Below are 22,691 nucleotides of genomic sequence, written 5' to 3' on the forward strand. Positions count from 1 at the left end.
GGGTAATACTGTAGCGTACCTGGCGTTTTTTGTCGCTGACGACAGAATGAGGAATTATCAGGATGGGGAAAGATTGTAAACAGGGAGAGAGATGGTGCATCCAGGAGGATTCGAACCTCCGACCGCTCGGTTCGTAGCCGAGTACTCTATCCAGCTGAGCTATGGATGCATTGGGATAACTATTTTACTGCTGATACCCTGTACCGCGTAACGCCGTACCAGGTAAGAAGATGGTGCATCCGGGAGGATTCGAACCTCCGACCGCTCGGTTCGTAGCCGAGTACTCTATCCAGCTGAGCTACGGATGCATCGGGATTACTGCTTTACTGCTGATACCTGTACCGCATAACACCGTACCAGGTAAGAGATGGTGCATCCAGGAGGATTCGAACCTCCGACCGCTCGGTTCGTAGCCGAGTACTCTATCCAGCTGAGCTATGGATGCATCAGAATTACTACTTTACTACAGATTCAATGTTACTCAACCTGCCGTAACACTGATGAAGATGGTGCATCCAGGAGGATTCGAACCTCCGACCGCTCGGTTCGTAGCCGAGTACTCTATCCAGCTGAGCTATGGATGCAAATGGCGGTGAGGCGGGGATTCGAACCCCGGATGCAGCTTTTGACCGCATACTCCCTTAGCAGGGGAGCGCCTTCAGCCTCTCGGCCACCTCACCACACGCCTCTTACGAGTGCTTCGAAGAACTTGTTTCTGCTCATCGTCGCTGCGTGGCGCACATATTACTTTCTGGGACTTATAAGTCAAACAATTTTTCCCAAGCTTTTATCGTTTGCACACTTCACACACAATTAGCCTGCAAAAACGGCAAAGAGAGTGATTTTTCGACGGGAAATTCTGCGGACGCAAGCAGTTTACGCCCGGTTAAGCGCAGCAAAAAAAGAGGATATTTAGCAGGGAGGAGACGAAAAAGAGAAGAAAACGGAAACGAGAGGGATCCGCGCCTTACCAGACAGCAAGGCGCGAAAACATTAGTAACTGGACTGCTGGGATTTTTCAGCCTGAATACGCTGATAGATCTCTTCACGGTGAACAGAAACTTCTTTCGGGGCGTTTACGCCAATGCGTACCTGGTTGCCCTTCACCCCTAAAACTGTCACGGTGACCTCATCCCCAATCATGAGGGTTTCACCAACTCGGCGAGTCAGAATCAGCATTCTTTGCTCCTTGAAAGATTATAAGAGTCGGGTCTCTCTGTATCCCGGCATTATCCGTCATATAACGCCAAAAAGTAAGCGATGACCAACACGTAAAGTGTAAGCAGTCACGGCATCACAATCTGTTAAACGTAAGTTTAGCCGATATACAAAACTTCAACCTGACTTTATCGTTATAAAACCGTCCCGATAAAGGTGGCAGGCACGATGTTAGCACCCGATCCAGAAGCCAGACAGACCCGGCCCCTGAAATTCATTGTGTTCTCATCGTACTGCAATCTGTTCGGTCTGGATAGCAATAGTGCAGTTGCAGAACGCCTTTCTGGCAGAAAGCGATGTCCGCAACTGCTTATAGTTATTACAGTTTTGTACTTACCCAGCTTTTCACGCTGGCTAATGCGCCAGGTAAAGCCGCCGCGTCAGTACCGCCAGCTTGCGCCATATCCGGACGCCCACCGCCTTTACCGCCTACTTGCTGAGCAACCATACCCACCAGTTCCCCTGCTTTTACACGATCGGTGACATCTTTTGATACACCTGCAATCAGAGAAACCTTACCTTCCGCTACGGTTGCCAGAACCACTATTGTCGATCCCAGTTGGTTTTTGAGATCGTCAACCATCGTTCGTAGCATCTTCGGTTCAACGCCGGTCAGTTCACTGACCAGCAGCTTAACACCGTTGATCTCTTCCGCTTTACTGGAAAGACTTGCGCTTTCCTGAGCGGCAGCCTGCGCTTTAAGCTGTTGCAGTTCTTTTTCCAGCTGACGCGTCCGCTCCAGCACTGAACGGACTTTGTCGCTCAGATTATGGCTATCGCCCTTCAGCAGTTGCGCAATATCGCTGAGCTGGTCGCTTTCGGCGTGCAGGGCCGCAATGGCACCGTCACCCGTCACCGCTTCAATACGACGCACACCTGCCGCTGTGCCGGATTCAGACACAATGCGGAACAGGCCAATATCACCGGTACGGCTGGCATGCGTGCCCCCGCACAGTTCGGTAGAAAAGTCGCCCATACTCAGCACGCGCACGCGCTCATCGTACTTTTCGCCGAACAGCGCCATCGCGCCCTTCTCGCGCGCCGCGTCCAGATCCATAATGTTCGTTTCAATCGGCAAGTTGCGGCGGATCTGCGCATTCACCAGATCTTCCACCGCCCGGATTTCTGCCGGTTTCATGGCTTCGAAATGCGAGAAATCGAAGCGCAGCACTTTATCGTTTACCAGTGACCCTTTCTGTGCAACGTGGGTCCCCAGTACCTGACGTAATGCCGCATGCATCAGGTGAGTGGCCGAGTGGTTGCGACGAATACGCGCGCGACGTTCTTCATCAACGTCCGCCTGTACGGCGTCGCCGACTTTCAGCGAACCGGTCGTCAGTTTACCGAGGTGACCAATCGCCTGGCCGTACTTCTGCGTATCGTCCACCGCAAAGCTAAAGCCTGCGCCTTTGATTTCGCCTTTATCGCCCACCTGACCGCCGGATTCGCCGTAGAACGGCGTCTCATCAAGCACGACTACGGCCTGCTGTCCGGCGCTGATAGCGTCAACCGCTTTACCATCAACGAACAGCGCGGTCACTTTGCCGTTCAGTTCGAGGTGGTCGTAACCTTTAAATTCAGATGTCCCGTCAACGCGGATCATCGCGTTGTAGTCTGCGCCGAAGCCGCTGGATTCGCGCGCGCGGCGGCGCTGCGCTTCCATTGCCGCTTCAAAGCCGTCTTCATCGACTTTGATATTGCGCTCACGGCAAACGTCCGCCGTCAGGTCAACCGGGAAACCGTAAGTGTCATAAAGACGGAAAGCGGTTTCGCCATCCAGCGTATCGCTGGTCAGCTTAGCCAGTTCTTCGTCCAGCAATGCCAGACCACGCTCAAGGGTACGGGCAAACTGCTCTTCTTCGGTTTTCAGCACCTGCTCGACCTGCGCCTGCTGGCTTTTCAGCTCTTCACCGGCAGCACCCATGACGTCAACCAGCGGCCCCACCAGCTTGTAGAAGAAGGTGTCTTTCGCGCCGAGCATATTGCCGTGGCGAATAGCACGGCGAATGATACGACGCAGCACGTAGCCACGGTTTTCATTCGACGGGATCACGCCATCGGCGATCAGGAAGGCACAGGAGCGAATGTGGTCGGCAATCACGCGCAGCGATTTATTGCTCAGATCGGTGGCACCGGTGACTTTTGCCACCGCGTCGATCAGCGTACGGAACAGGTCAATTTCATAGTTGGAATTAACATGTTGCATCACTGCAGTAATACGCTCCAGCCCCATACCGGTATCAACGGAAGGTTTCGGCAGTGGCTCCATCGTGCCGTCAGCCTGACGGTTGAACTGCATAAAGACGATGTTCCAGATCTCAATATAGCGATCGCCATCTTCTTCCGGGCTTCCCGGAGGGCCACCCCAGATGTGGTCGCCGTGATCGTAGAAAATTTCGGTGCACGGACCACAAGGACCGGTATCGCCCATCTGCCAGAAGTTATCAGAGGCATACGGCGCGCCTTTGTTATCGCCGATGCGAATAATGCGCTCAGCCGGAATGCCGACTTCTTTTTCCCAGATGGCATAGGCTTCGTCGTCGGTTTCGTAAACGGTCACCCACAGACGCTCTTTCGGCAGAGCAAACCAGTTTTCGCCGGTCAGCAGTTCCCACGCATATTGAATGGCGTCGTGTTTGAAATAGTCACCGAAGCTGAAGTTACCCAGCATTTCGAAGAACGTATGGTGGCGTGCAGTGTAACCGACGTTTTCCAGGTCGTTATGTTTACCGCCCGCACGCACGCAACGCTGAGACGTTGTGGCACGAGAGTAGTTACGTTTGTCGAGTCCAAGGAAAACATCCTTAAACTGATTCATCCCGGCGTTAGTGAACAGCAGCGTCGGGTCGTTGTGAGGAACAAGGGAGCTGCTGGCAACTACCTGATGTCCCTTACCGTGGAAAAAGTCGAGAAACGCCTGACGGATCTCAGCGGTGCTCTTGCTCATAATTATCCTGAAATCAAGCTAACGAATATCGTAGCCGGCGATCGCCCTGATGCACATCAACGCCAGCTACCGAAAAAAGTGGGAATAAGATAAGTTTTCTTGACGGGGAAGTAAAATCCCGTATGCGGTCAATCAGTAAAATTTCGCCAGATATCCTGAATATCTTCCATAAGGTAGCCGCGATAGAGCAAAAAGCGCTGGATTTTCACTTTTTGTGGAAAGTCAGTCGGCAACGGTTCGCCATATTTTCGCACGGCCTGGTCTTTGGCAAGCGCAGCCCACTCAATCTCACATTCCCGCATCGCCTGTTCACCTACCTCGCGGGGAATGCCCTTCTGATTAAGCTCCTGGCGAATGCGCGCCGGGCCATACCCTTTGCGGCTACGGCTGGCGATAAACTGCTGTACGAAACGGCTGTCATCGAGGTAGTGATTTTCGATGCACCATACGATGACGCGATCCACATCTTCAGGCGTTGCGTCTGATGCTTCAGGGCCTTGTTTCGTGATGATGGGCGCAGCCAGTTTGCGGCGCAGCTCCTGCTCGCTGTGGTCGCGCATAGCCAGAATGCGCACAGCACGGTCAAGGAGTCGCGAATACGCAGAGCGGCGTGGGGTATTCTCTGTCATAGCAAAACCTGCAAGCGTTGAAATAGCAAAAGGGCCGCATTAAGCAGCCCTTTAGTGACTAACATCCGTCGATGTTACCTGATTTTCTGGAGGATGCCATTCACGTTGCCTCCCCCAAGCTTTACCGAAGAATTAAAAATCTTCTTTCGCTTCAGCCGCGTTTTCGTCGTTAGGATCAATCACAAAGTCCGGCTTGTCGCTCGGGTTGCTGAGCAGCAGTTCACGCACTTTCTTCTCGATCTCTTTCGCCGCAGCCGGGTTCTCTTTCAGCCAGGTAATCGCATTCGCTTTACCCTGACCGATTTTGTCGCCGTTGTAGCTATACCAGGCACCGGCTTTCTCAATCAGCTTCTCTTTCACGCCGAGGTCAACCAGCTCGCCGTGATAGTTAATGCCTTCACCGTAGAGGATCTGGAACTCAGCCTGTTTGAACGGCGCAGCGATTTTGTTTTTCACCACTTTAACGCGGGTTTCACTACCGACGACGTTCTCGCCCTCTTTCACCGCACCAATACGGCGGATATCCAGACGCACGGAGGCGTAGAATTTCAGCGCGTTACCACCGGTGGTGGTTTCCGGGTTACCGAACATCACACCGATTTTCATACGGATCTGGTTGATGAAGATCAGCAGCGTATTGGACTGCTTCAGGTTACCCGCCAGTTTACGCATCGCCTGGCTCATCATACGTGCCGCAAGGCCCATATGAGAATCACCGATTTCACCTTCGATTTCCGCTTTCGGCGTCAGGGCTGCCACGGAGTCGACTACGATAACGTCTACTGCACCAGAGCGTGCCAGCGCGTCACAAATTTCCAGCGCCTGCTCACCGGTATCCGGCTGAGAACACAGCAGGTTGTCGATATCTACGCCCAGTTTACGTGCGTAAACCGGATCAAGCGCGTGTTCTGCGTCGATGAACGCACAGGTTTTGCCTTCGCGCTGAGCAGCGGCAACGACCTGCAGGGTCAGGGTGGTTTTACCCGAGGATTCCGGCCCGTAGATTTCTACGATACGGCCCATCGGCAAACCGCCTGCACCCAGCGCGATATCCAGCGAAAGCGAGCCGGTCGAGATGGTTTCCACATCCATGGAACGGTCTTCACCCAGGCGCATGATGGAGCCTTTGCCAAATTGTTTTTCAATCTGGCCCAGTGCTGCCGCCAACGCTTTCTGTTTGTTTTCGTCGATAGCCATTATTACTCCTTTCATACCGGGTGAAGCTGGTTTACACCACTCCGGGGATTACTGTTCTGTTGCGCTAATTATACTGTATAGCCATACAGTATCAAGTATTTTGTAGAAAATTTTGCCATAGGGTTTGCAGGGCATACGCCGTGGCCTGACGCCGCACCGCATCACGGTCGCCAGCGAAACATTCACAGCGGGTAATGCCTTCTCCGCTGGCGCTGGCAAAGCCAAACCAGACTGTGCCCACCGGCTTGGTTTCGCTGCCGCCGTCCGGTCCGGCGATGCCGCTGATGGAGACGGCATAATCGGCACGCGCGGCGCGCAGTGCGCCAATCGCCATCTCCACGACGACGGATTCACTCACCGCGCCATGCTGTTCAAGCGTGGCACTTTTTACGCCGATCATTTGCGCTTTCGCTTCATTACTGTAAGTGACAAAGCCGCGTTCAAACCAGGCGGAGCTGCCCGCGATGTCGGTAATCACTTTCGCCACCCAGCCGCCGGTACAGGATTCCGCAGTCGTCATTGTTGCGCCGCGCGCCTTAAGCGCCAGCCCTACCCGCTCACTTAATTGTCGTAATTCGCCCTCGGTCATGGGGGGGCCTCGCGATGCTGAAAAGAATGGACAACAAGATAGCACTTTCCTGGAGGAGATGGGGGCGACGAGTTGATTTTACGAGGAAGATTCAGAAAAAAGGCCAGCCGGGGCTGACCTTTAAAGCTTTATTTCATGCTGTTGGCGATGGCCTCAACATTATGACGCATCGCTTTCGCATAGGTATCCGCCACGCCGCCGGGTGCGGACAGGGCTTCCGGATAAAGCTCACCGCCCGGCTGCGCGCCGGTGGCGCTGGCAATCTGTCGGACCAGGCGCGGATCGAGCTGATTTTCCATAAACCAGACTTTCACGCCGTCGGCTTTAATCTGCTTAATCATTTGTGCAATCTGCGCCGCGCTCGGCTCGCTTTCCGAGGACAGTCCCTGCGGCGCAACGAAAGTCACGCCATAGGCACGGCCAAAGTAGCCGAAGGCGTCATGACTGGTAAGCACTTTACGCTTCGCCTGCGGTATCGCGCTAAATTGCGTTTTTGCCCAGCTATCCAGCTGTTGAAGCTGGGTAATGTAGTGGCTACCAGATGCTTTCAGATCGTCGGCATCTTGCGGATCGGCCTTCTCAAGCGCGGCCTGAATGTTTTGCGCATAGTGCACACCGTTGGCAACATCATTCCACGCATGCGGATCGGTCACGGTTTTTCCGTCCTCTTCCAGAGTATGCGTTTTGATACCGTCTGAGGCGACAACCAGCGTGCCGTGGAAGCCGGAGGCTTTGACCATCCGGTCCAGCCAGCCTTCCAGCCCAAGACCGTTAACCACCACCACGTCGGCTTTGCTCAGCATCGCGCTGTCCTGGGGCGACGGTTCAAAGGTATGCGGATCGCCGTCCGGTCCCACCAGCGTTCTCACGTTAACGTGATCGCCTCCGACTTGCTGAGTAATATCGCCGAGTATCGAAAAACTGGTAACCACATTCAGCGTTTTCGCCATCGCGTTCTGCGCCATGACGCTGAGCGCCAGCGCAATAATGACCCCTGTACGTTTCATCTTTTCCCCTTGCTATTAAAAAATGGCGCGCAGACTGCTTGCCAGCCCGCTACGCCTGCCAAATAAAACGGATATAAAAAACAGGGCGCTGGCGGTCAGAACAATAGATGGCCCGGCGGGAAGATTGGCTCCCCAGGAGAGGCTCAATCCCAACCAGGCGCTGAGGACACCGCCTGCTCCGGCCAGCACCAGCAGCCCCGGCAGAGTATTCGCCCAGCAGCGTGCGGCGACCGCAGGCAGCATCATGACGCCCACCGCCATCAGCGTGCCGAGGACCTGAAAACCGGCCACCAGATTCAACACCAGCAGCGCCAGAAACAGGCCGTGCAGCAGCGAGGGCAGCCAGCGGGCATTCACCTGTAGCCAGGCGCTGTCGAACGCTTCACTCACCAGCCCGCGATAGAACAGCGCCAGGCACACTAACGTGATGCCGGACACACCCGCGACAAAAATAGCCGCGTCGGTATCGACCGCCAGAATCGAGCCAAACAGCAAATGCAGAAGATCGACGCTGGAGCCGCGCAGGGATACCAGCGTCACCCCCAGCGCCAGCGATCCCAGATAGAACCCGGCAAAACTGGCATCCTCTTTAAGCAGCGTGCGGCGACTCACCCATCCGGCGATCAGCGCGACCGCAATCCCGGCAATAAACCCGCCGATGCTCATCGCCAGAAGCGACATACCGTTGAGCAGATAGCCCACCGCCACGCCGGGTAAAATGGCGTGGGAAAGCGCATCGCCCATTAGGCTCATCCGCCGCAAAAGCAGGAAAACGCCCAGTGCCGTCGTGCTCATGGAAAGCGCCAGGCACACCACCAGCGCGCGGCGCATAAAGCCAAACTCAACAAACGGCTGAAAAAAGAGATGCCAGATCATGCAAACGCCGCTCCCTGCGTGCTGCCCCAGTACGCCTGTTCAGCCACCAGATGAAGATTTTCAGGAAAGTAGTTAGCCACGCGCTGGCTGTCGTGCAGTACCGCCAGCAGGGTTTGCCCCTGCCGATTCATTTCAATCATGAGTGTCATAAGGGCTTGCCGGGTAATTTCATCGACGCCGGTAAAGGGTTCATCCAGCATCACCAGCGGTGCCTGCTGGAGCAGAACGCGGGCGAACAACATCCGCTGGAACTGCCCGCCGGAAAGCCGATCGATGGTGACACCGGCCATGGCGCTCAGGCCGACGCGCTCAAGGACCGCCGAAATACGCTTTCGCAGGTTGCGATCCAGCGCTTTTAACAATGAGATCCGCGGCCAGGCCCCCATACTCACCACGTCCTGCACGGTGAGGGGAAACTGCGACTCCAGCGCGTGACGCTGCGCCAGCCAGCCAATCACCGGTCGCCCGGACGACCAACGGACCGTACCGCTGACGGGAGGAATAAAGCCCGCCAGCGTTTTCAGCAGCGTCGATTTACCGCAGCCGTTGACGCCAGTAATAGCCGTCATGCTGCCGGTTTCAATCGTGCCGCTTAACGAGGCGGTAATCGGCTGGCGGTCATAGCCCACCACAAGGTGATCAAGTTCAATCATGGCAGGGCTACCGCCCAGGTCACGGCTAACCACAGGACGATTAATAGCAAGACTGCGAATAGCAGGCGCGTAACGGCAGAAAAAGAGAAAAGCGTGGAAGAAAGCATGGAATACCTCATAACGTTATAACATAACAATAATGAGTTTGTAGAGAAATGTAAATCAGGATTACCGCGAGGAATATGTCGAAATATTTCAGGCTAACTAAGGGGGTTTTCGCCCCGACGCTGAATGTCGGGGCGAAAGAAGCATACAAGAAGCGTTATTGAACTACCGCGCCAGCGCTACCGCTTCACCCAGCTGCCAGACGGCCATCGCATAGTTGGTGCTATGGTTGTAGCGAGTGATGGTGTAGAAGTTAGGGAAGCCGTACCAGTACTGGTAGCCGGTGCCGATATCCAGCCGCAGCAGGCTGGCCTGCTGGTGATTACCCAGCGGCTGAAGCGGCGTCAGGCCGGCAGCGGCAAGCTGCGACACGCTGTATTTGGTATTGAATCCGCTTTCCAGCCCCACGGCCTGACCGCTGGCCTGCACCGCAACCAGATCGCCCTTCACCCAGCCATGCTCTTTGAAATAGTTAGCGACGCTGCCGATAGCGTCTTCCGGATCCCACAGGTTAATCCGTCCATCGCCGTTAAAATCGACCGCATACTGCTTATATGAGGACGGCATGAACTGGCCATACCCCATCGCACCAGCAAAGGACCCCTGCAAATCCAGCGGATCGTCCTGCTCGTCGCGCGCCATCAGCAGGAAGGTTTCCAGTTCGCCGGAGAAGTATTCGGCCCGGCGCGGGTAGTTGAAGGAAAGGGTCGCCAGCGCGTCCAGAATACGGGTTTTACCCATCACCCGGCCCCAGCGGGTTTCCACGCCGATAATGCCGACAATGATTTCCGGCGGCACGCCGTAGACCTGCCACGCGCGAGTCAGCGCATCCTGATACTGATTCCAGAACACGACACCATTTTGCACGTTATCCGGGGTGATGAACTGCTGCCGATAGCGCAACCATGCGCCATTCGGGCCGCTCGGCAGCGTCGAGGTGGTCGGTGCCTGGCGGTCCATCAGGCGCAGCACGTTATCTTTACGCTTCGCCTGCGACAGGATCTCCTGAAGCTGCTGCTTATTAAAACCATGCTTGCTCACCATTTTATCGATGAACTGTTCCGCCACCGGGTTATTGGCGAAGTCACCGCTGAGCATCATCACGTTATGCTGCGGCTCCAGCAGGAAACCGCCAGACGGAGCCACCGTTTCAGGAGGCGCGGCGGGCGTTTTGGGTTTGCTGCTACAGGCAGCGAGCAAAGTAATCAACGGAAGTAGAGCCAGGTAACGACGCTTAAGCATGGGAGTTCCATTCAACGAATTTGAGCAAAGGCAAGTATGGTAAAACATCCGCCAGCTCTCAAGGAAGCGGTAGTGTTTCCTGCAAACAAAAAAGTGCTTCTGCACAATCTGATCCCATCCCTTTTCTTAATATCTTTCAAACTAAAATATTTATCTTTCATTTTGCGATCAAATTAACACTTTTAAATCTTTCGATCTGATTAAAATAGGCCACCATTTAGCAAGACCGTAGCCCTACAGGAGAAAGAGAAGAATGATTGACGCCATTACCCATGGTGCAGAGTGGTTTATCGGACTGTTTCAGAAAGGTGGTGAAGTATTTACCGGGATGGTGACGGGTATTTTGCCTCTGCTGATTAGTCTGCTGGTAATCATGAATGCGCTGATCAATTTCATCGGCCAGCACCGTATTGAACGCTTCGCCGAGCGCTGCGCCGGAAATCCGGTTTCACGTTATTTGCTGCTGCCCTGCATCGGCACCTTTGTGTTTTGTAACCCGATGACCCTGAGCCTGGGGCGATTCATGCCGGAAAAATACAAGCCGAGCTATTACGCTGCCGCCTCATATAGCTGCCACTCGATGAACGGTTTGTTTCCGCACATCAATCCCGGCGAACTGTTTGTTTACCTCGGCATCGCCAACGGCCTGACCACGCTGGGTCTGCCGCTCGGCCCGCTGGCGGTCAGTTATCTGCTGGTCGGACTGGTGACTAACTTCTTCCGTGGCTGGGTGACCGATCTGACGACCTCCATTTTCGAGAAAAAAATGGGCATTCAACTTGAACAAAACGTGCGTTTGTCTGGAGCGACATCATGAAACGTATCCGTATAGAAAAAGGTGCAGGCGGCTGGGGCGGCCCACTGGAGCTTGACGCCACGCCGGGTAAGAAGATCGTTTACATCACCGCCGGTACGCGTCCCGCCATTATCGACAAACTCGTGGAGATGACCGGCTGGCAGGCGGTCGACGGTTTTAAAGAGGGTGAGCCGCCGGAGGCAGACATCGGCGTGGCGATCATCGATTGCGGTGGCACCCTGCGTTGCGGGCTGTATCCGAAGCGGCGGATCCCGACGATCAATATCCACTCCACCGGTAAATCCGGTCCGATGGCGCAGTACATTCTGGAAGACATCTACGTCTCAGGCGTGCGGGAAGGAAACATCTCGTGGGCGGGCGAGTCCGCCATCCAGAGCAACCCCGCCGCCGCAGGGCGGGATTACGACAGCAGTAAAAAAATCACCGAGCAGAGCGATGGTCTGCTGGCAAAAGTCGGTATGGGTATGGGTTCGGCTGTGGCGGTCCTGTTCCAGGCAGGCCGTGAAACCATCGATACGGTACTGAAAACCATCCTGCCGTTTATGGCTTTCGTCTCGGCGCTAATCGGCATCATTATGGCCTCCGGGCTGGGCGACTGGATTGCGCACGGTCTGGCCCCGCTCGCCAGTAACCCACTGGGGCTGGTAACGCTGGCGTTGATCTGCTCTTTCCCGCTGCTCTCGCCGTTCTTAGGGCCGGGTGCAGTTATCGCTCAGGTTATCGGCGTGCTGATTGGTGTGCAGATTGGACAGGGACATATTCCGCCGTATCTGGCGCTCCCTGCCCTGTTTGCGATTAACGCCCAGGCGGCGTGCGACTTTATTCCCGTGGGGCTGTCGCTGGCCGAAGCACGTCAGGACACGGTGCGCGTCGGCGTGCCGTCGGTGCTGGTCAGCCGTTTCCTTACCGGCGCGCCGACCGTCTTAATCGCCTGGTTTGTTTCCGGATTTATCTATCACTAAGGGGCCTGAAGATGACTGTGATTTACCAGACCACCATTACCCAGATTGGCCAGTGCGCTGCGGATGCGCTCAACGATCGCATGCTTATCACCTTTCGTGAGGGCGCGCCCGCCGACATCGTGGAGTTCTGTTTTATCCACTGCCACGGCGAGCTGACCGGCACACTTAAGCCAGGCACACAGTTCGAACTGGGCGATCTGCACTATGCCGTAACTGCCGTAGGCGATGTTGCCGAACAGAATTTACGTGAGCTTGGGCATATCACTCTGCGTTTCGATGGTGAGCATGAGGCGGAATATCCCGGCACCGTTCACGTTGCAGGTCCTGTGCCAGAGGCGATTGCCCCCGGCTGTATTTTGAAATTTGTCGCTTAAGTTGTGAGGAGAAAAGTATGAGTCAGGTTGCCGTTGTCATTGGTGGAGGACAGACCCTGGGGGCGTTCCTGAGCCGTGGGCTTGCCGCAGAAGGCTACCGCGTCGCGGTGGTGGATATTCAGAGTGATAAAGCGGCCACGGTCGCGAAGGAAATTAACGCCGAATTTGGCGAAGGGATGGCGTACGGCTTCGGCGCGGACGCTACCAGCGAGCATAGCGTACTGGCGCTGGCGCGCGGCGTGGATGAAATCTTTGGCCGCACCGATCTGCTGGTCTACAGCGCGGGGATTGCCAAAGCGGCGTTTATCAGCGATTTCGCGCTGGGCGATTTTGACCGTTCCTTGCAGGTGAATCTGGTGGGCTACTTCCTTTGCGCCCGTGAGTTCTCCCGTCTGATGATCCGCGACGGTATTCAGGGGCGGATTATTCAGATCAACTCGAAATCGGGCAAGGTTGGCAGCAAGCATAATTCCGGTTATAGCGCGGCAAAATTCGGCGGCGTCGGGCTGACGCAATCGCTGGCGCTGGATCTGGCGGAATATGGCATTACCGTTCACTCACTGATGCTGGGCAACCTGTTGAAGTCACCGATGTTTCAGTCTCTGCTTCCGCAGTACGCCACCAAGCTGGGCATTAAGGCGGACGAGGTCGAGCAGTATTACATCGACAAAGTGCCGCTGAAGCGCGGTTGTGATTATCAGGACGTGCTGAATATGCTGCTGTTTTATGCCAGCCGGCAAGCGTCCTATTGCACCGGGCAGTCGATTAACGTTACCGGTGGTCAGGTGATGTTTTAAGGGTGTGCCCGATGGCGCTGCCAGTGTGCCACGATGCCCGGTGGCGCTGCGCTTACCGGGCCTACAGGGTGACGCAGGCCGACGCTGTATCCTGCCCGGTGGCGCTGCGCTTACCGGGCCTACAGATTATCGTAAGCGATTGAGTTTTGAACCTTTGTAGGCCGGGCAAGCGCAGCGCCGCCCGGCATGACTTTCCCCGGAGGCCGAAGGCGTTTTATTCGGCCCCCTACAAAAGAGGAGTTAACTATGGTTGCCGCCCTGATCACCGTCGCCATTATTGCCTGGCTTAGCCAGCTCGCCCTCGGCGGCTGGCAAATCTGGCTTTTTAACCGCGCCTTCGACAAGCTCTGCCAGCAGGGACGCGTCGGCGTCGGGCGCTCCGGCGGCCGTTTTAAGCCCAGAGTCGTTATCGCCCTCGCACTCGACAAAAACGATAAAGTCTGCGACTCGCTGATGATGCGAGGCCTCACCGTTTTCGCCCGTCCGGATAAAATTACCGCGCTTGAGGGCAAATATCTCCAGGAATTAAAGCCTGATGTGATCTTTCCACAAGATCCGCTCTGTCAGAATGCACTATCATTGGCGCTTAAACTGAAACATGGGTAATTTCGTTGTGAACGCTAATAGCTTGCGAAATTATCACTTCGCAACTTAATTCGGGTATCCACGTCTATGAAACCACGTCAGCGTCAGGCCGCTATCCTTGAGCATCTGCAAAAGCAGGGGAAATGCTCGGTGGAGGAACTGGCACAGCACTTTGACACCACCGGCACGACTATCCGCAAAGATCTGGTGATGCTGGAAAATGCGGGAACCGTCATTCGCACCTATGGCGGCGTCGTGCTGAATAAAGATGAAGCCGATCCGCCTATCGATCACAAGACGCTGATCAACACGCATAAAAAAGCGCTGATCGCCGAAAGCGCGGTGAAGTTTATCCACGACGGCGACTCCATCATTCTGGACGCGGGCAGCACCGTGTTGCAAATGGTGCCGCTGCTGAGCCGCTTTAATAACATTACGGTGATGACCAACAGCCTGCACATCGTCAATGCGCTGTCGGAGCTGGATAATGAGCAAACCATCCTGATGCCCGGCGGCACCTTTCGCAAAAAATCCGCCTCCTTTCATGGCCAGCTTGCTGAGAACGCCTTCCAGCATTTCAGCTTTGACAAACTCTTTATGGGGACCGACGGCATCGATCTGAACGCGGGCGTCACGACCTTCAATGAAGTCTTCAGCGTCAGTAACGCCATGTGCGCCGCCGCGCGTGAAATCATCCTGATGGCGGACTCCTCAAAGTTTGGCCGCAAAAGCCCCAACATCGTCTGTGGTCTGGAACGCGTTAATAAACTGATCACCGACGCGGGCATTACCCCGGCGTTTCGGCAGGCGCTGGAAGAAAAAGGCGTTGAAGTGATTATTACCGGAGAAGAGCATGAGTGAGTTTCTGTTGGACGCGGGCCGTCAGACGTTACAGCTGGAGCTACAGGAAGCCAGCCGCCTCGCCGATCGGCTGGGCGAGGATTTTATTCGCGCCGCCAATACTATTATCCACTGCGCCGGAAAAGTGATTGTTTCCGGGATGGGCAAATCGGGGCATATTGGTAAAAAAATCGCCGCAACGCTCGCCAGCACCGGCACGCCGGCTTTTTTTGTTCACCCGGCGGAAGCGCTGCACGGCGATCTGGGGATGATCGAAAGCCGCGACGTGCTGCTGTTTATCTCCTATTCCGGCAGCGCCAAAGAGCTGGATCTGATTATCCCGCGCTTACAGGAAAAGGCGGTGACGCTACTGGCGATGACCGGCAAATCCCGCTCGCCGCTGGCGCTGGCGGCCTCGGCGGTGCTGGATATTTCCGTCGAGCGCGAAGCCTGCCCAATGCATCTTGCCCCCACCTCCAGCACGGTCAATACCCTGATGATGGGCGATGCGCTGGCGATGGCGGTAATGCAGGCACGCGGTTTTAACGAGGAAGACTTTGCCCGTTCGCATCCGGCGGGTGCGCTGGGCGCACGGTTGCTGAATAAGGTCCACCATCTGATGCGCCGTGACGCGGCAATCCCGCAGGTGAAACTGACCACCAGCGTGATGGACGCGATGATGGAACTCAGCCGTACCGGGCTTGGGCTGGTGGCGGTCTGCGACGACGACGCACAGGTACAGGGCGTGTTTACCGATGGCGATCTGCGTCGCTGGCTGGTAGGCGGCGGTGCGTTAACCGCTGAAGTCGGTGGAGCGATGACCCGGGGCGGTATTACGCTGCAGGCCGACAGCCGCGCCGTTGATGCTAAAGAGATCCTGATGAAGCGCAAAATTACCGCCGCGCCGGTGGTGGACGCGCAGGGCAAGCTCACCGGCGCGATTAACCTTCAGGATTTCTATCAGGCCGGCATCCTCTAGGCTTTTAGTCCGAGGCGCTTCGCCAGCCGGTGCAGGTTGGCGACGTCCGTTTCCAACAGCCTGGCGCTGGCCGCCCAGTTTCCCTCACTTTGCCCCAGCGCGCGGGTAATCAACTCCCGCTGAAAGCGTTCGGTGGCATCACGCAGATTCGCGCCAGCGGTCGGTGGCTGAACGCTGGCGGCGGCGGGCGCGGCTGGTTCATCATGCAGCGCAAAATGCTGCGCCTCCAGCACGACCTCTTCCCCCGTTCTTGCGGCCCGCGCCAGCACTACTGCCCGGTGGATGGCGTGCTCCAGTTCGCGCACGTTGCCCGGCCAGCCGTAGCTCAGCAGATGCGCCCGCGCGCCGGGGCTTAACACGACCCGCGACAGCCCAAGCCGGGCGCGGCACTGCTCGCAAAAATAGCCCGCCAGCAGCACCACGTCGTCTCCCCTTTCGCGCAGCGGCGGCACCGAAAGCGGAAAGACGCTCAGCCGATGAAACAGGTCGGCGCGAAAACGTCCGGCCAGCACCTCTTCACGCAGATCGCGGTTGGTCGCCGCCAGCACGCGCACGTCAACCCGCAGGCTGCGATCGTCGCCGACCCGCTGAATATCGCCATACTGTAATACGCGAAGCAGCTTGGCCTGCAACGCCAGCGACAGCTCGCCAATTTCATCGAGGAACAGGGTGCCGTTATCCGCCATCTCAAATTTACCGCTGCGGTTGCTGATCGCACCAGTAAATGCCCCCTTTACATGCCCGAACAGTTCGCTTTCCGCCACGCTCTCCGGCAGCGCTGCGCAGTTAAGGTAGACCAGCGGGCTGGCCCCGCGCGGCGATCCTTCGTGGATGGCTTTCGCCACCAGCTCTTTACCCGTACCGGTTTCCCCGCCAATCAGCACGTTAAGATCGGAGGCCGCCACAATCGCGATCTCTTTTTTCAGTTGCGTCATCTTGTCCGACAGGCCGATCATCTGCTGCCCCGCCGTCTGTCCGTAACCGCGCGTCTCGCCCGGCAACACGTTCTGGCTTTCAAGCTGGGCAATCAGGAGCGCATTATTCAGCGCGCCCGCCACCAGCGCGGCGATCAGCCGCAACTCTTCATCGCTGAAATTATCGAAGCGGTCGGCGGACATGCCGTCGAGGGTCAGCGCGCCAATCAGATTTTGCCCGGCAAACAGCGGCAGTCCGACGCAGGCGTGTACCTTCAGACTCTCCTGACCGGGGATCAGACCATCGTAAGGGTCGGGCAAATCGCTGTCTGCCGGGAACCGCACTACGTCGCCCGCGCGGGCAATCGCTTCCAGACGCGGATGCCCGGCCAGCGCAAACCGCCGCCCGAGCACATCCTGCGCCAGCCCGTCGATCGCCAGCGGGATAAACTGGTGCGCCTCATAGCGCAGCAGCGCCGAGGCATCGCAGCCCAGCGCCTGACGCAGCGTGGCGATCAGTCGTGCAAAACGATCCTGATGGCCGATATCGCGCTGTAACTCGATGGCGATCTTCGCCAGTACCTCAACCGAAAAGCCCATGCCACCTCATTGTCTTTTTGACTATCATCTTTGTCATATTGACAGTCATGATGATAGTCATTTTGACATTCAAAATACAAGCATTAAATATATTTATTATTAAAAACAAGTGGTTAAAAACTGGCACACTTATTGATTATAGCTATACATCTTTGATAAATATTTGGCTTACGATAGAGGTTGTGATGACTATTCTGGTAAAAAATAATATTCAGTGGGTTGGGCAACGTGACTGGGAAGTGCGTGATTTTCATGGCACCGAATATAAAACGCTGCGCGGCAGCAGCTACAACAGTTATCTGATTCAGGAAGGGAAAAACGTTCTGATCGATACCGTGGATCACAAATTCAGCCGCGAGTTCGTGCAGAACCTGCGGGCGGAGATCGATCTGGCGAAAATCGATTACATCGTGATTAACCACGCGGAAGAAGACCACGCCGGTGCGCTGACCGAACTGATGTCTTATATTCCGGATACCCCGATTTACTGTACCGCCAACGCGATTGACTCCATTAACGGCCACCATCATCACCCGGAGTGGAACTTCAACGTGGTGAAAACCGGTGATGCGCTGGATATCGGCAACGACAAGCAGCTGATCTTTGTTGAAACGCCGATGCTGCACTGGCCGGACAGCATGATGACCTATATGACCGGCGACGCGGTGCTGTTCAGCAACGACGCCTTTGGCCAGCACTACTGCGACGAACGCCTGTTTAATGATGAAGTCGATCAGACCGAGCTGTTCGAACAGTGCCAGCGCTACTACGCCAATATCCTGACGCCTTTCAGCCGCCTGGTGACGCCCAAAATTACTGAAATCCTCGGCTTTAACCTGCCGGTCGATATGATTGCCACCTCGCACGGCGTGGTATGGCGCGACAACCCGACGCAGATCGTTGAACTGTACCTGAAATGGGCGGCGGATTATCAGGAAGATCGGATCACCATTTTCTACGACACCATGTCGAACAACACCCGCATGATGGCGGATGCCATCGCCCAGGGTATCAACGAAGTGGACCCTAACGTGGCGGTCAAAATCTTTAACGTCGCCCGCAGCGATAAAAACGAAATCCTGACCAACGTCTTCCGCTCAAAAGGCGTGCTGGTGGGCACCTCCACGATGAATAACGTGATGATGCCGAAAATTGCCGGGCTGGTCGAAGAGATCACCGGCCTGCGTTTTCGCAACAAACGCGCCAGCGCCTTTGGCTCTCACGGCTGGAGCGGCGGCGCGGTGGATCGTCTCTCCACCCGTTTGCAGGATGCCGGTCTGGAAATGTCCCTCAGCCTGAAAGCCAAATGGCGTCCGGACCTCGACGCGCTGGAAGTGTGCCGTCAGCATGGTCGCGATATCGCCCGCCAGTGGGCGCTCGCTCCGCTGCCGGAAGCCAAACCGGTTATTACTCCGCCGCAGGAGGAGTGCGCCTGCGCCGCGGCTGCCGCAGCCGACCCTGGCCCGTGCATGCAGTGCAGCGTGTGCCAGTGGATCTACGATCCGCAAACCGGCGAACCGATGCAGAATGTCGCGCCCGGTACGCCGTGGAGCGACGTGCCGGAGGATTTCCTGTGCCCGGAATGCTCATTAGGTAAAGAGGTCTTCGACGAACTGGCGACGGAGGCGGTATGAACCACGGCATAGTGATTATCGGCTCGGGCTTTGCGGCCCGTCAGCTGGTGAAAAATATTCGCAAGCAGGACGCCAGCGTACCGTTAACGCTGATTGCGGCAGACAGCATGGATGAGTACAACAAACCGGATCTCAGCCATGTGATCAGCCGGGGCCTGCACGCCGACGAATTGACGCTGCAAACGGCAGGTGAGTTTGCCGAGCAGTACGACCTGCGCCTGTTTCCGCATACCCGCATTACCGATATCGACGCGGCGAATCACCGTGTGTTGAGTCAGGATCGCCAGTGGCAGTACGACAAGCTGGTGCTGGCGACCGGGGCGGCGGCCTTCGTGCCGCCGGTGTCCGGCCATGAACTGATGCTCACGCTCAATAGCCAGCAGGAGTATCGCGCGGCGCAAACCACGCTGCGCGACGCGAAACGGGTGCTGATTGTTGGCAGCGGACTGATCGGCACCGAACTGGCGATGGATTTTTGCCGGGCCGGCAAGACGGTAACGCTGATCGACAGCGCCGCCAGCATTTTGGCCTCGCTGATGCCGCCGGAAGTCAGCAGCCGGCTGCAACATCGCCTGACGGAAAGCGATGTGCATCTGCTGCTGAAATCGCAGCTGGTCTCGCTGGAGCAGACCGCCTGCGGCATTCGCGCCACCCTCGACCGCCAGCGGGTGATTGAGGTGGATGCGGTGATTGCCGCGACAGGTCTGCGCCCGGAAACCACGCTGGCACGGCGCGCTGGCGTGGCGGTCAACCGCGGGATCGTGGTTAATAGTTCGCTGCAAACCAGCGACGCCACTATCTTTGCGCTGGGAGACTGCGCGGAGATTAACGGCATGGTGCTGCCCTTCCTGCAACCCATTATGCTAAGCGCCATGTGCCTGGCGAAGACCCTGATCGCTACGGGCGGCGAGCTTAAACTTCCGGCGATGCTGGTGAAGGTGAAGACTCCGGATCTGCCGCTGCACCTGGCAGGAGATACCCGCCGGGGAGATTTGCGCTGGCAAATTGCTGTGGATGCGCAGGGGATGGTGGCAAAAGGCATGGATGCGGATGAGCGGCTGTGCGCGTTTGTGGTCAGCGAAGATCGGATGAAAGAGGCGTTTGCCTTGCTCAAAGCGCTGGCCGCGTGAGCAATTTTTAGCGGCGGGTGGGCAAGTTGCTGACAACGGTCGCGCTTATGCCGGATGGCGGCTACGCCTTATCCGGCCTACAAAACCTTTACCGTCCGCGCCGCAGTGACCACCGCCTGCCCCAGCGCAACCCCTCCGTCATCAGCCGGAAGCTGCTACCGGAAACTGCTGCCGGAAGCTGCTGCGGGAAACTGCTGCCGGAAGCTGACTCGTAGGCCTGATAAGCGCAGCGCCATCAGGCATTCCGGCTCAGGGGCCGCAGATTCTTACACCAGCCGCGCTGCGGCGACCACCGCCTGCCCCAGCGCGATGCCGCCATCACCGGCCGGAAACTGCTGCGGAAAAAGCAGATCAAAGTCAGAGAGATAAAAACGAAGCCGCGCGCGCAGAAGACGGTTATGCAGCACGCCGCCGCTGAATACCAGCGTGGTAATCCCCCGCCTTTGCGCCTGCTGGCGCATCAGCGAGGCAAACCCCGCCGCCAGCGCGTCGTGAAATGCCCAGGCGCGCTCCCCGGGTGTGGCCTGCCAGTTAAGCCACTGACGCCAGAAGGTTGCCAGATCGAGCTGGTTTTCAGCCACCGGCATTGAGACCGGATGCTGAACCTCATCACAGGTCGCGGCCAGTGCCTCCAGCATGCAGGCCGCCTCCCCTTCGTAGCTCAATGCAGTCGATACCTTGCTCAATAAATTCGACATGCCGCCCGCCCGCGAAGCCTCTCCGTCTGACAACGCCGTTACACCGCCCAGCGCCGCGGCCACCGCGTCAAACAACCGTCCACACGAGGAGGCCAGCGGCGCGTTAAGCCCGCGCTCAATCGCCCGGGCCAGCAGCGGCCAGTTCTGCGCCCGTACCCCCGCCGTTTCCGGATAACGCTCCCACTCCGGCACAAACGCCAGACACTGCGCCAGCAGGTTGCGCCACGGCTGGCGTGCCGCCAGATCGCCGCCGGGCAGCGCGACGGCAGGCAAACCACCGAGATGCTCGCATTCCCGATAGTTCACCCGTAAACACTCGCCGCCCCACAGCGCGCCGTTCTCGCCCATGCCAATGCCGTCCAGCGCCAGTGCTATCACATCGCTACCGTCCAGCGGCCAGCGGTGCTCGGCCAGGCAAGCGGCAATATGGGCGTGGTGATGGAGTACCGTTTGATGGGGAAGGCCGTGCGCGGCAGCCCACTGCGAAGAGTGATAGCCAGGGTGCGCGTCGGCGACCACCGCCTGCGGGGTAAAATCGTAGATGGCCTGCATCAGATGTAGCGACTGTTGCCACTGCGCCTCAACGCCTTCATCCGTGAGATCGCCAAAATGCTGGCTGAGCACTGCCTGTTCACCGCGCACCAGGCAGAAGGTATTTTTGAGATCCGCGCCGAGGCAAAGCATTGGCGGGATGTCGTGAAAGCCTGGCGGTAACGTCAGCGCGTCCGGGACATAGCCACGCGAACGGCGCAGCATCTCCCCGCTCTGGCGCACCACCGAGTCATCCATGCGCTGCACAATGTCGCGGTTATGCAGTAAAAATCCGTCGGCGATATCCGCCAGATCCGCCAGCGCCTGCGCGTTGGTCATGGCGGGCGGCTTACCGCTCAGGTTGCCGGAGGTCATCACCAGCGGGCGGTCGAGCGCCTGCATCAGCAGATGGTGCAGTGGCGTCGCGGGCAGCATCACGCCAACCTCATTCAGGCCCGGCGCAATCGCTTCGCTCAGGTCGTTTAGGCCGGATTTTTCCACCAGCACCACCGGCGCGGCGGGAGTTGAAAGTAGCGTGCGCGCCTGCGGCGGCAAGCCGTCGGCTGAAGGGATCATCACCGCCAGCGGTTTGGCAGGACGCCGTTTGCGCTGGCGAAGCCGCGCTACCGCGTCCCCGTTGCGCGCATCACAGGCCAGATGAAAACCACCAAGCCCTTTAACGGCGACGATCCCGCCGCTGGTCAGTAGCGCCACCGCCGCCCGTAAGGCTGACTCCTGATCCGCCTCTCCCCCGTCATACAAAAACGCAGATTCCAGCGCTTCCGGTTCCCCGGCACGCCGCCACATCAGCGTCGGACCGCACTCTGCGCATGCCACCGGCTGCGCATGAAAGCGACGATCGTAAGGATTACGGTACTCCGCCTCGCAGGCGGGGCACAGGGGAAAATCGGCCATCACCGTAAAAGGACGATCGTAGGGCATGGCGTGAATAATGGTGAAACGCGGTCCGCAGTGGGTGCAGTTGATGAACGGATAGCGGTAGCGGCGCTCTCGCGGATCGTTCATTTCCGCCAGACAGGCCGGACAGGTGGCGGCATCGGGAACAATCTGCGTGCTCATGCTCCCCGCCGCGCTTTGGCGAATGGTAAAATCTACCGGCGTAACGTCCCAACGCATTGGCAGGATGTCGGTCCGATCAATACGCGCCAGCGGCGGGCAGTTCTGATGAAGCTGGGCAAGAAACGCGTCGCCCTCCCCCAGCAGCCGCACCACCACGCCAGCGCCGTCATTGCAGACGTCGCCTTTTAGCTCCAGCCGCTGCGCCACCTGCCAGACAAAGGGGCGGAAACCCACCCCCTGTACTTTACCGCGCACCCGGATTTGCACGCCGCTGTTACTCATCGCGC

The 22,691-nt window shown here is 57.2% G+C and carries 20 protein-coding genes and 5 tRNA genes; 9 read left to right on the forward strand and 16 right to left on the reverse strand.

What is annotated here, in order from left to right; all coding sequences use genetic code 11:
• Window positions 1–92 precede the first annotated feature (92 nt).
• The 14 genes from ACMGGS_RS00550 to mltB form a co-directional block, all read right to left on the reverse strand.
• A tRNA-Arg gene (locus ACMGGS_RS00550) sits at window positions 93–169 on the reverse strand.
• Between the two features lie 62 nt (window positions 170–231).
• Window positions 232–308: transfer RNA gene (locus tag ACMGGS_RS00555), tRNA-Arg, on the reverse strand.
• A 60-nt stretch (window positions 309–368) separates the two neighbouring features.
• Window positions 369–445: transfer RNA gene (locus tag ACMGGS_RS00560), tRNA-Arg, on the reverse strand.
• Window positions 446–507: 62 nt separating this feature from the next.
• Window positions 508–584, reverse strand: a tRNA-Arg gene (locus ACMGGS_RS00565).
• A gap of 3 nt (window positions 585–587) precedes the next feature.
• A tRNA-Ser gene (locus ACMGGS_RS00570) sits at window positions 588–680 on the reverse strand.
• Window positions 681–993: 313 nt separating this feature from the next.
• Window positions 994–1,179, reverse strand: coding sequence for a carbon storage regulator CsrA (gene csrA / locus ACMGGS_RS00575; RefSeq protein WP_000906486.1), 186 nt, complete (start codon window positions 1,177–1,179; stop codon window positions 994–996).
• A gap of 358 nt (window positions 1,180–1,537) precedes the next feature.
• A complete protein-coding gene (gene alaS, locus ACMGGS_RS00580; RefSeq protein ID WP_414164601.1) occupies window positions 1,538–4,165 on the reverse strand; it encodes an alanine--tRNA ligase in 2,628 nt (875 codons plus the stop codon).
• Window positions 4,166–4,293: 128 nt separating this feature from the next.
• Complete coding sequence (gene recX / locus ACMGGS_RS00585) at window positions 4,294–4,794, reverse strand: recombination regulator RecX (RefSeq protein ID WP_414164602.1); 501 nt, start codon at window positions 4,792–4,794, stop codon at window positions 4,294–4,296.
• A gap of 132 nt (window positions 4,795–4,926) precedes the next feature.
• Complete coding sequence (gene recA, locus ACMGGS_RS00590; RefSeq protein WP_414164603.1) at window positions 4,927–5,991, reverse strand: recombinase RecA; 1,065 nt, start codon at window positions 5,989–5,991, stop codon at window positions 4,927–4,929.
• A 91-nt stretch (window positions 5,992–6,082) separates the two neighbouring features.
• Window positions 6,083–6,580, reverse strand: a complete 498-nt coding sequence (gene pncC, locus ACMGGS_RS00595; RefSeq protein ID WP_414164604.1) for a nicotinamide-nucleotide amidase — start codon at window positions 6,578–6,580, stop codon at window positions 6,083–6,085.
• 128 nt (window positions 6,581–6,708) lie between these two features.
• Entirely contained in the window at window positions 6,709–7,587 is an 879-nt protein-coding gene (locus ACMGGS_RS00600; RefSeq protein WP_414164605.1) for a metal ABC transporter substrate-binding protein, read from the reverse strand.
• A gap of 15 nt (window positions 7,588–7,602) precedes the next feature.
• Window positions 7,603–8,463, reverse strand: a complete 861-nt coding sequence (locus ACMGGS_RS00605) for a metal ABC transporter permease (RefSeq protein ID WP_414164606.1) — start codon at window positions 8,461–8,463, stop codon at window positions 7,603–7,605.
• Window positions 8,460–9,116, reverse strand: coding sequence for a metal ABC transporter ATP-binding protein (locus tag ACMGGS_RS00610; protein ID WP_414164607.1), 657 nt, complete (start codon window positions 9,114–9,116; stop codon window positions 8,460–8,462). Before ACMGGS_RS00610 ends, ACMGGS_RS00605 begins: the two co-directional genes overlap by 4 nt.
• Window positions 9,117–9,386: 270 nt before the next feature.
• A complete protein-coding gene (gene mltB / locus ACMGGS_RS00615) occupies window positions 9,387–10,463 on the reverse strand; it encodes a lytic murein transglycosylase B (protein WP_414164608.1) in 1,077 nt (358 codons plus the stop codon).
• Window positions 10,464–10,716: 253 nt separating this feature from the next.
• Between mltB and srlA the strand changes: the two genes are divergently transcribed.
• The 7 genes from srlA (at window position 10,717) to gutQ (ending at window position 15,817) form a co-directional block, all read left to right on the forward strand.
• A complete protein-coding gene (srlA, locus tag ACMGGS_RS00620; RefSeq protein ID WP_194208155.1) occupies window positions 10,717–11,280 on the forward strand; it encodes a PTS glucitol/sorbitol transporter subunit IIC in 564 nt (187 codons plus the stop codon).
• Complete coding sequence (locus tag ACMGGS_RS00625) at window positions 11,277–12,242, forward strand: PTS glucitol/sorbitol transporter subunit IIB (protein WP_414164609.1); 966 nt, start codon at window positions 11,277–11,279, stop codon at window positions 12,240–12,242. Before srlA ends, ACMGGS_RS00625 begins: the two co-directional genes overlap by 4 nt.
• 11 nt (window positions 12,243–12,253) lie before the next feature.
• Entirely contained in the window at window positions 12,254–12,616 is a 363-nt protein-coding gene (gene srlB / locus ACMGGS_RS00630; RefSeq protein ID WP_414164610.1) for a PTS glucitol/sorbitol transporter subunit IIA, read from the forward strand.
• Between the two features lie 17 nt (window positions 12,617–12,633).
• Window positions 12,634–13,413: a sorbitol-6-phosphate dehydrogenase gene (gene srlD, locus ACMGGS_RS00635; RefSeq protein ID WP_414164611.1), complete on the forward strand. Its 780-nt coding sequence runs from the start codon at window positions 12,634–12,636 to the stop codon at window positions 13,411–13,413.
• 246 nt (window positions 13,414–13,659) lie between these two features.
• On the forward strand, window positions 13,660–14,019 hold the full coding sequence (gutM, locus tag ACMGGS_RS00640) for a transcriptional regulator GutM (RefSeq protein WP_414164612.1): 360 nt from the start codon (window positions 13,660–13,662) through the stop codon (window positions 14,017–14,019).
• A gap of 66 nt (window positions 14,020–14,085) precedes the next feature.
• The gene (srlR, locus tag ACMGGS_RS00645) at window positions 14,086–14,859 is read left to right on the forward strand and encodes a glucitol operon DNA-binding transcriptional repressor SrlR (RefSeq protein ID WP_176920000.1); all 774 of its coding nucleotides are present in this window, start codon (window positions 14,086–14,088) and stop codon (window positions 14,857–14,859) included.
• The gene (gene gutQ / locus ACMGGS_RS00650) at window positions 14,852–15,817 is read left to right on the forward strand and encodes an arabinose-5-phosphate isomerase GutQ (protein WP_414164613.1); all 966 of its coding nucleotides are present in this window, start codon (window positions 14,852–14,854) and stop codon (window positions 15,815–15,817) included. Before srlR ends, gutQ begins: the two co-directional genes overlap by 8 nt.
• Here the strand turns inward: gutQ and norR are convergent.
• On the reverse strand, window positions 15,814–17,331 hold the full coding sequence (gene norR / locus ACMGGS_RS00655) for a nitric oxide reductase transcriptional regulator NorR (protein ID WP_414164614.1): 1,518 nt from the start codon (window positions 17,329–17,331) through the stop codon (window positions 15,814–15,816). The two genes, gutQ and norR, sit on opposite strands and share 4 nt — an antisense overlap.
• A gap of 185 nt (window positions 17,332–17,516) precedes the next feature.
• On the opposite strand from norR, the gene norV reads away from it, so the two are divergent.
• Together norV and norW are read left to right on the forward strand one after the other, a co-directional pair.
• Complete coding sequence (norV, locus tag ACMGGS_RS00660) at window positions 17,517–18,965, forward strand: anaerobic nitric oxide reductase flavorubredoxin (RefSeq protein ID WP_414164615.1); 1,449 nt, start codon at window positions 17,517–17,519, stop codon at window positions 18,963–18,965.
• Window positions 18,962–20,095, forward strand: a complete 1,134-nt coding sequence (gene norW / locus ACMGGS_RS00665; RefSeq protein ID WP_414164616.1) for an NADH:flavorubredoxin reductase NorW — start codon at window positions 18,962–18,964, stop codon at window positions 20,093–20,095. The genes norV and norW overlap by 4 nt, the downstream gene beginning before the upstream one ends.
• A gap of 266 nt (window positions 20,096–20,361) precedes the next feature.
• On the opposite strand, the gene hypF is transcribed toward norW, so the two are convergent.
• Window positions 20,362–22,686 carry a carbamoyltransferase HypF gene (hypF, locus tag ACMGGS_RS00670; RefSeq protein WP_414164617.1) on the reverse strand — a complete coding sequence of 775 codons (2,325 nt, stop codon included), beginning with the start codon at window positions 22,684–22,686 and terminating at the stop codon, window positions 20,362–20,364.
• Window positions 22,687–22,691 lie beyond the last annotated feature (5 nt).

Source organism: Superficieibacter sp. BNK-5, assembly GCF_047456055.1.
Classification (GTDB): Bacteria; Pseudomonadota; Gammaproteobacteria; order Enterobacterales; family Enterobacteriaceae; genus Superficieibacter.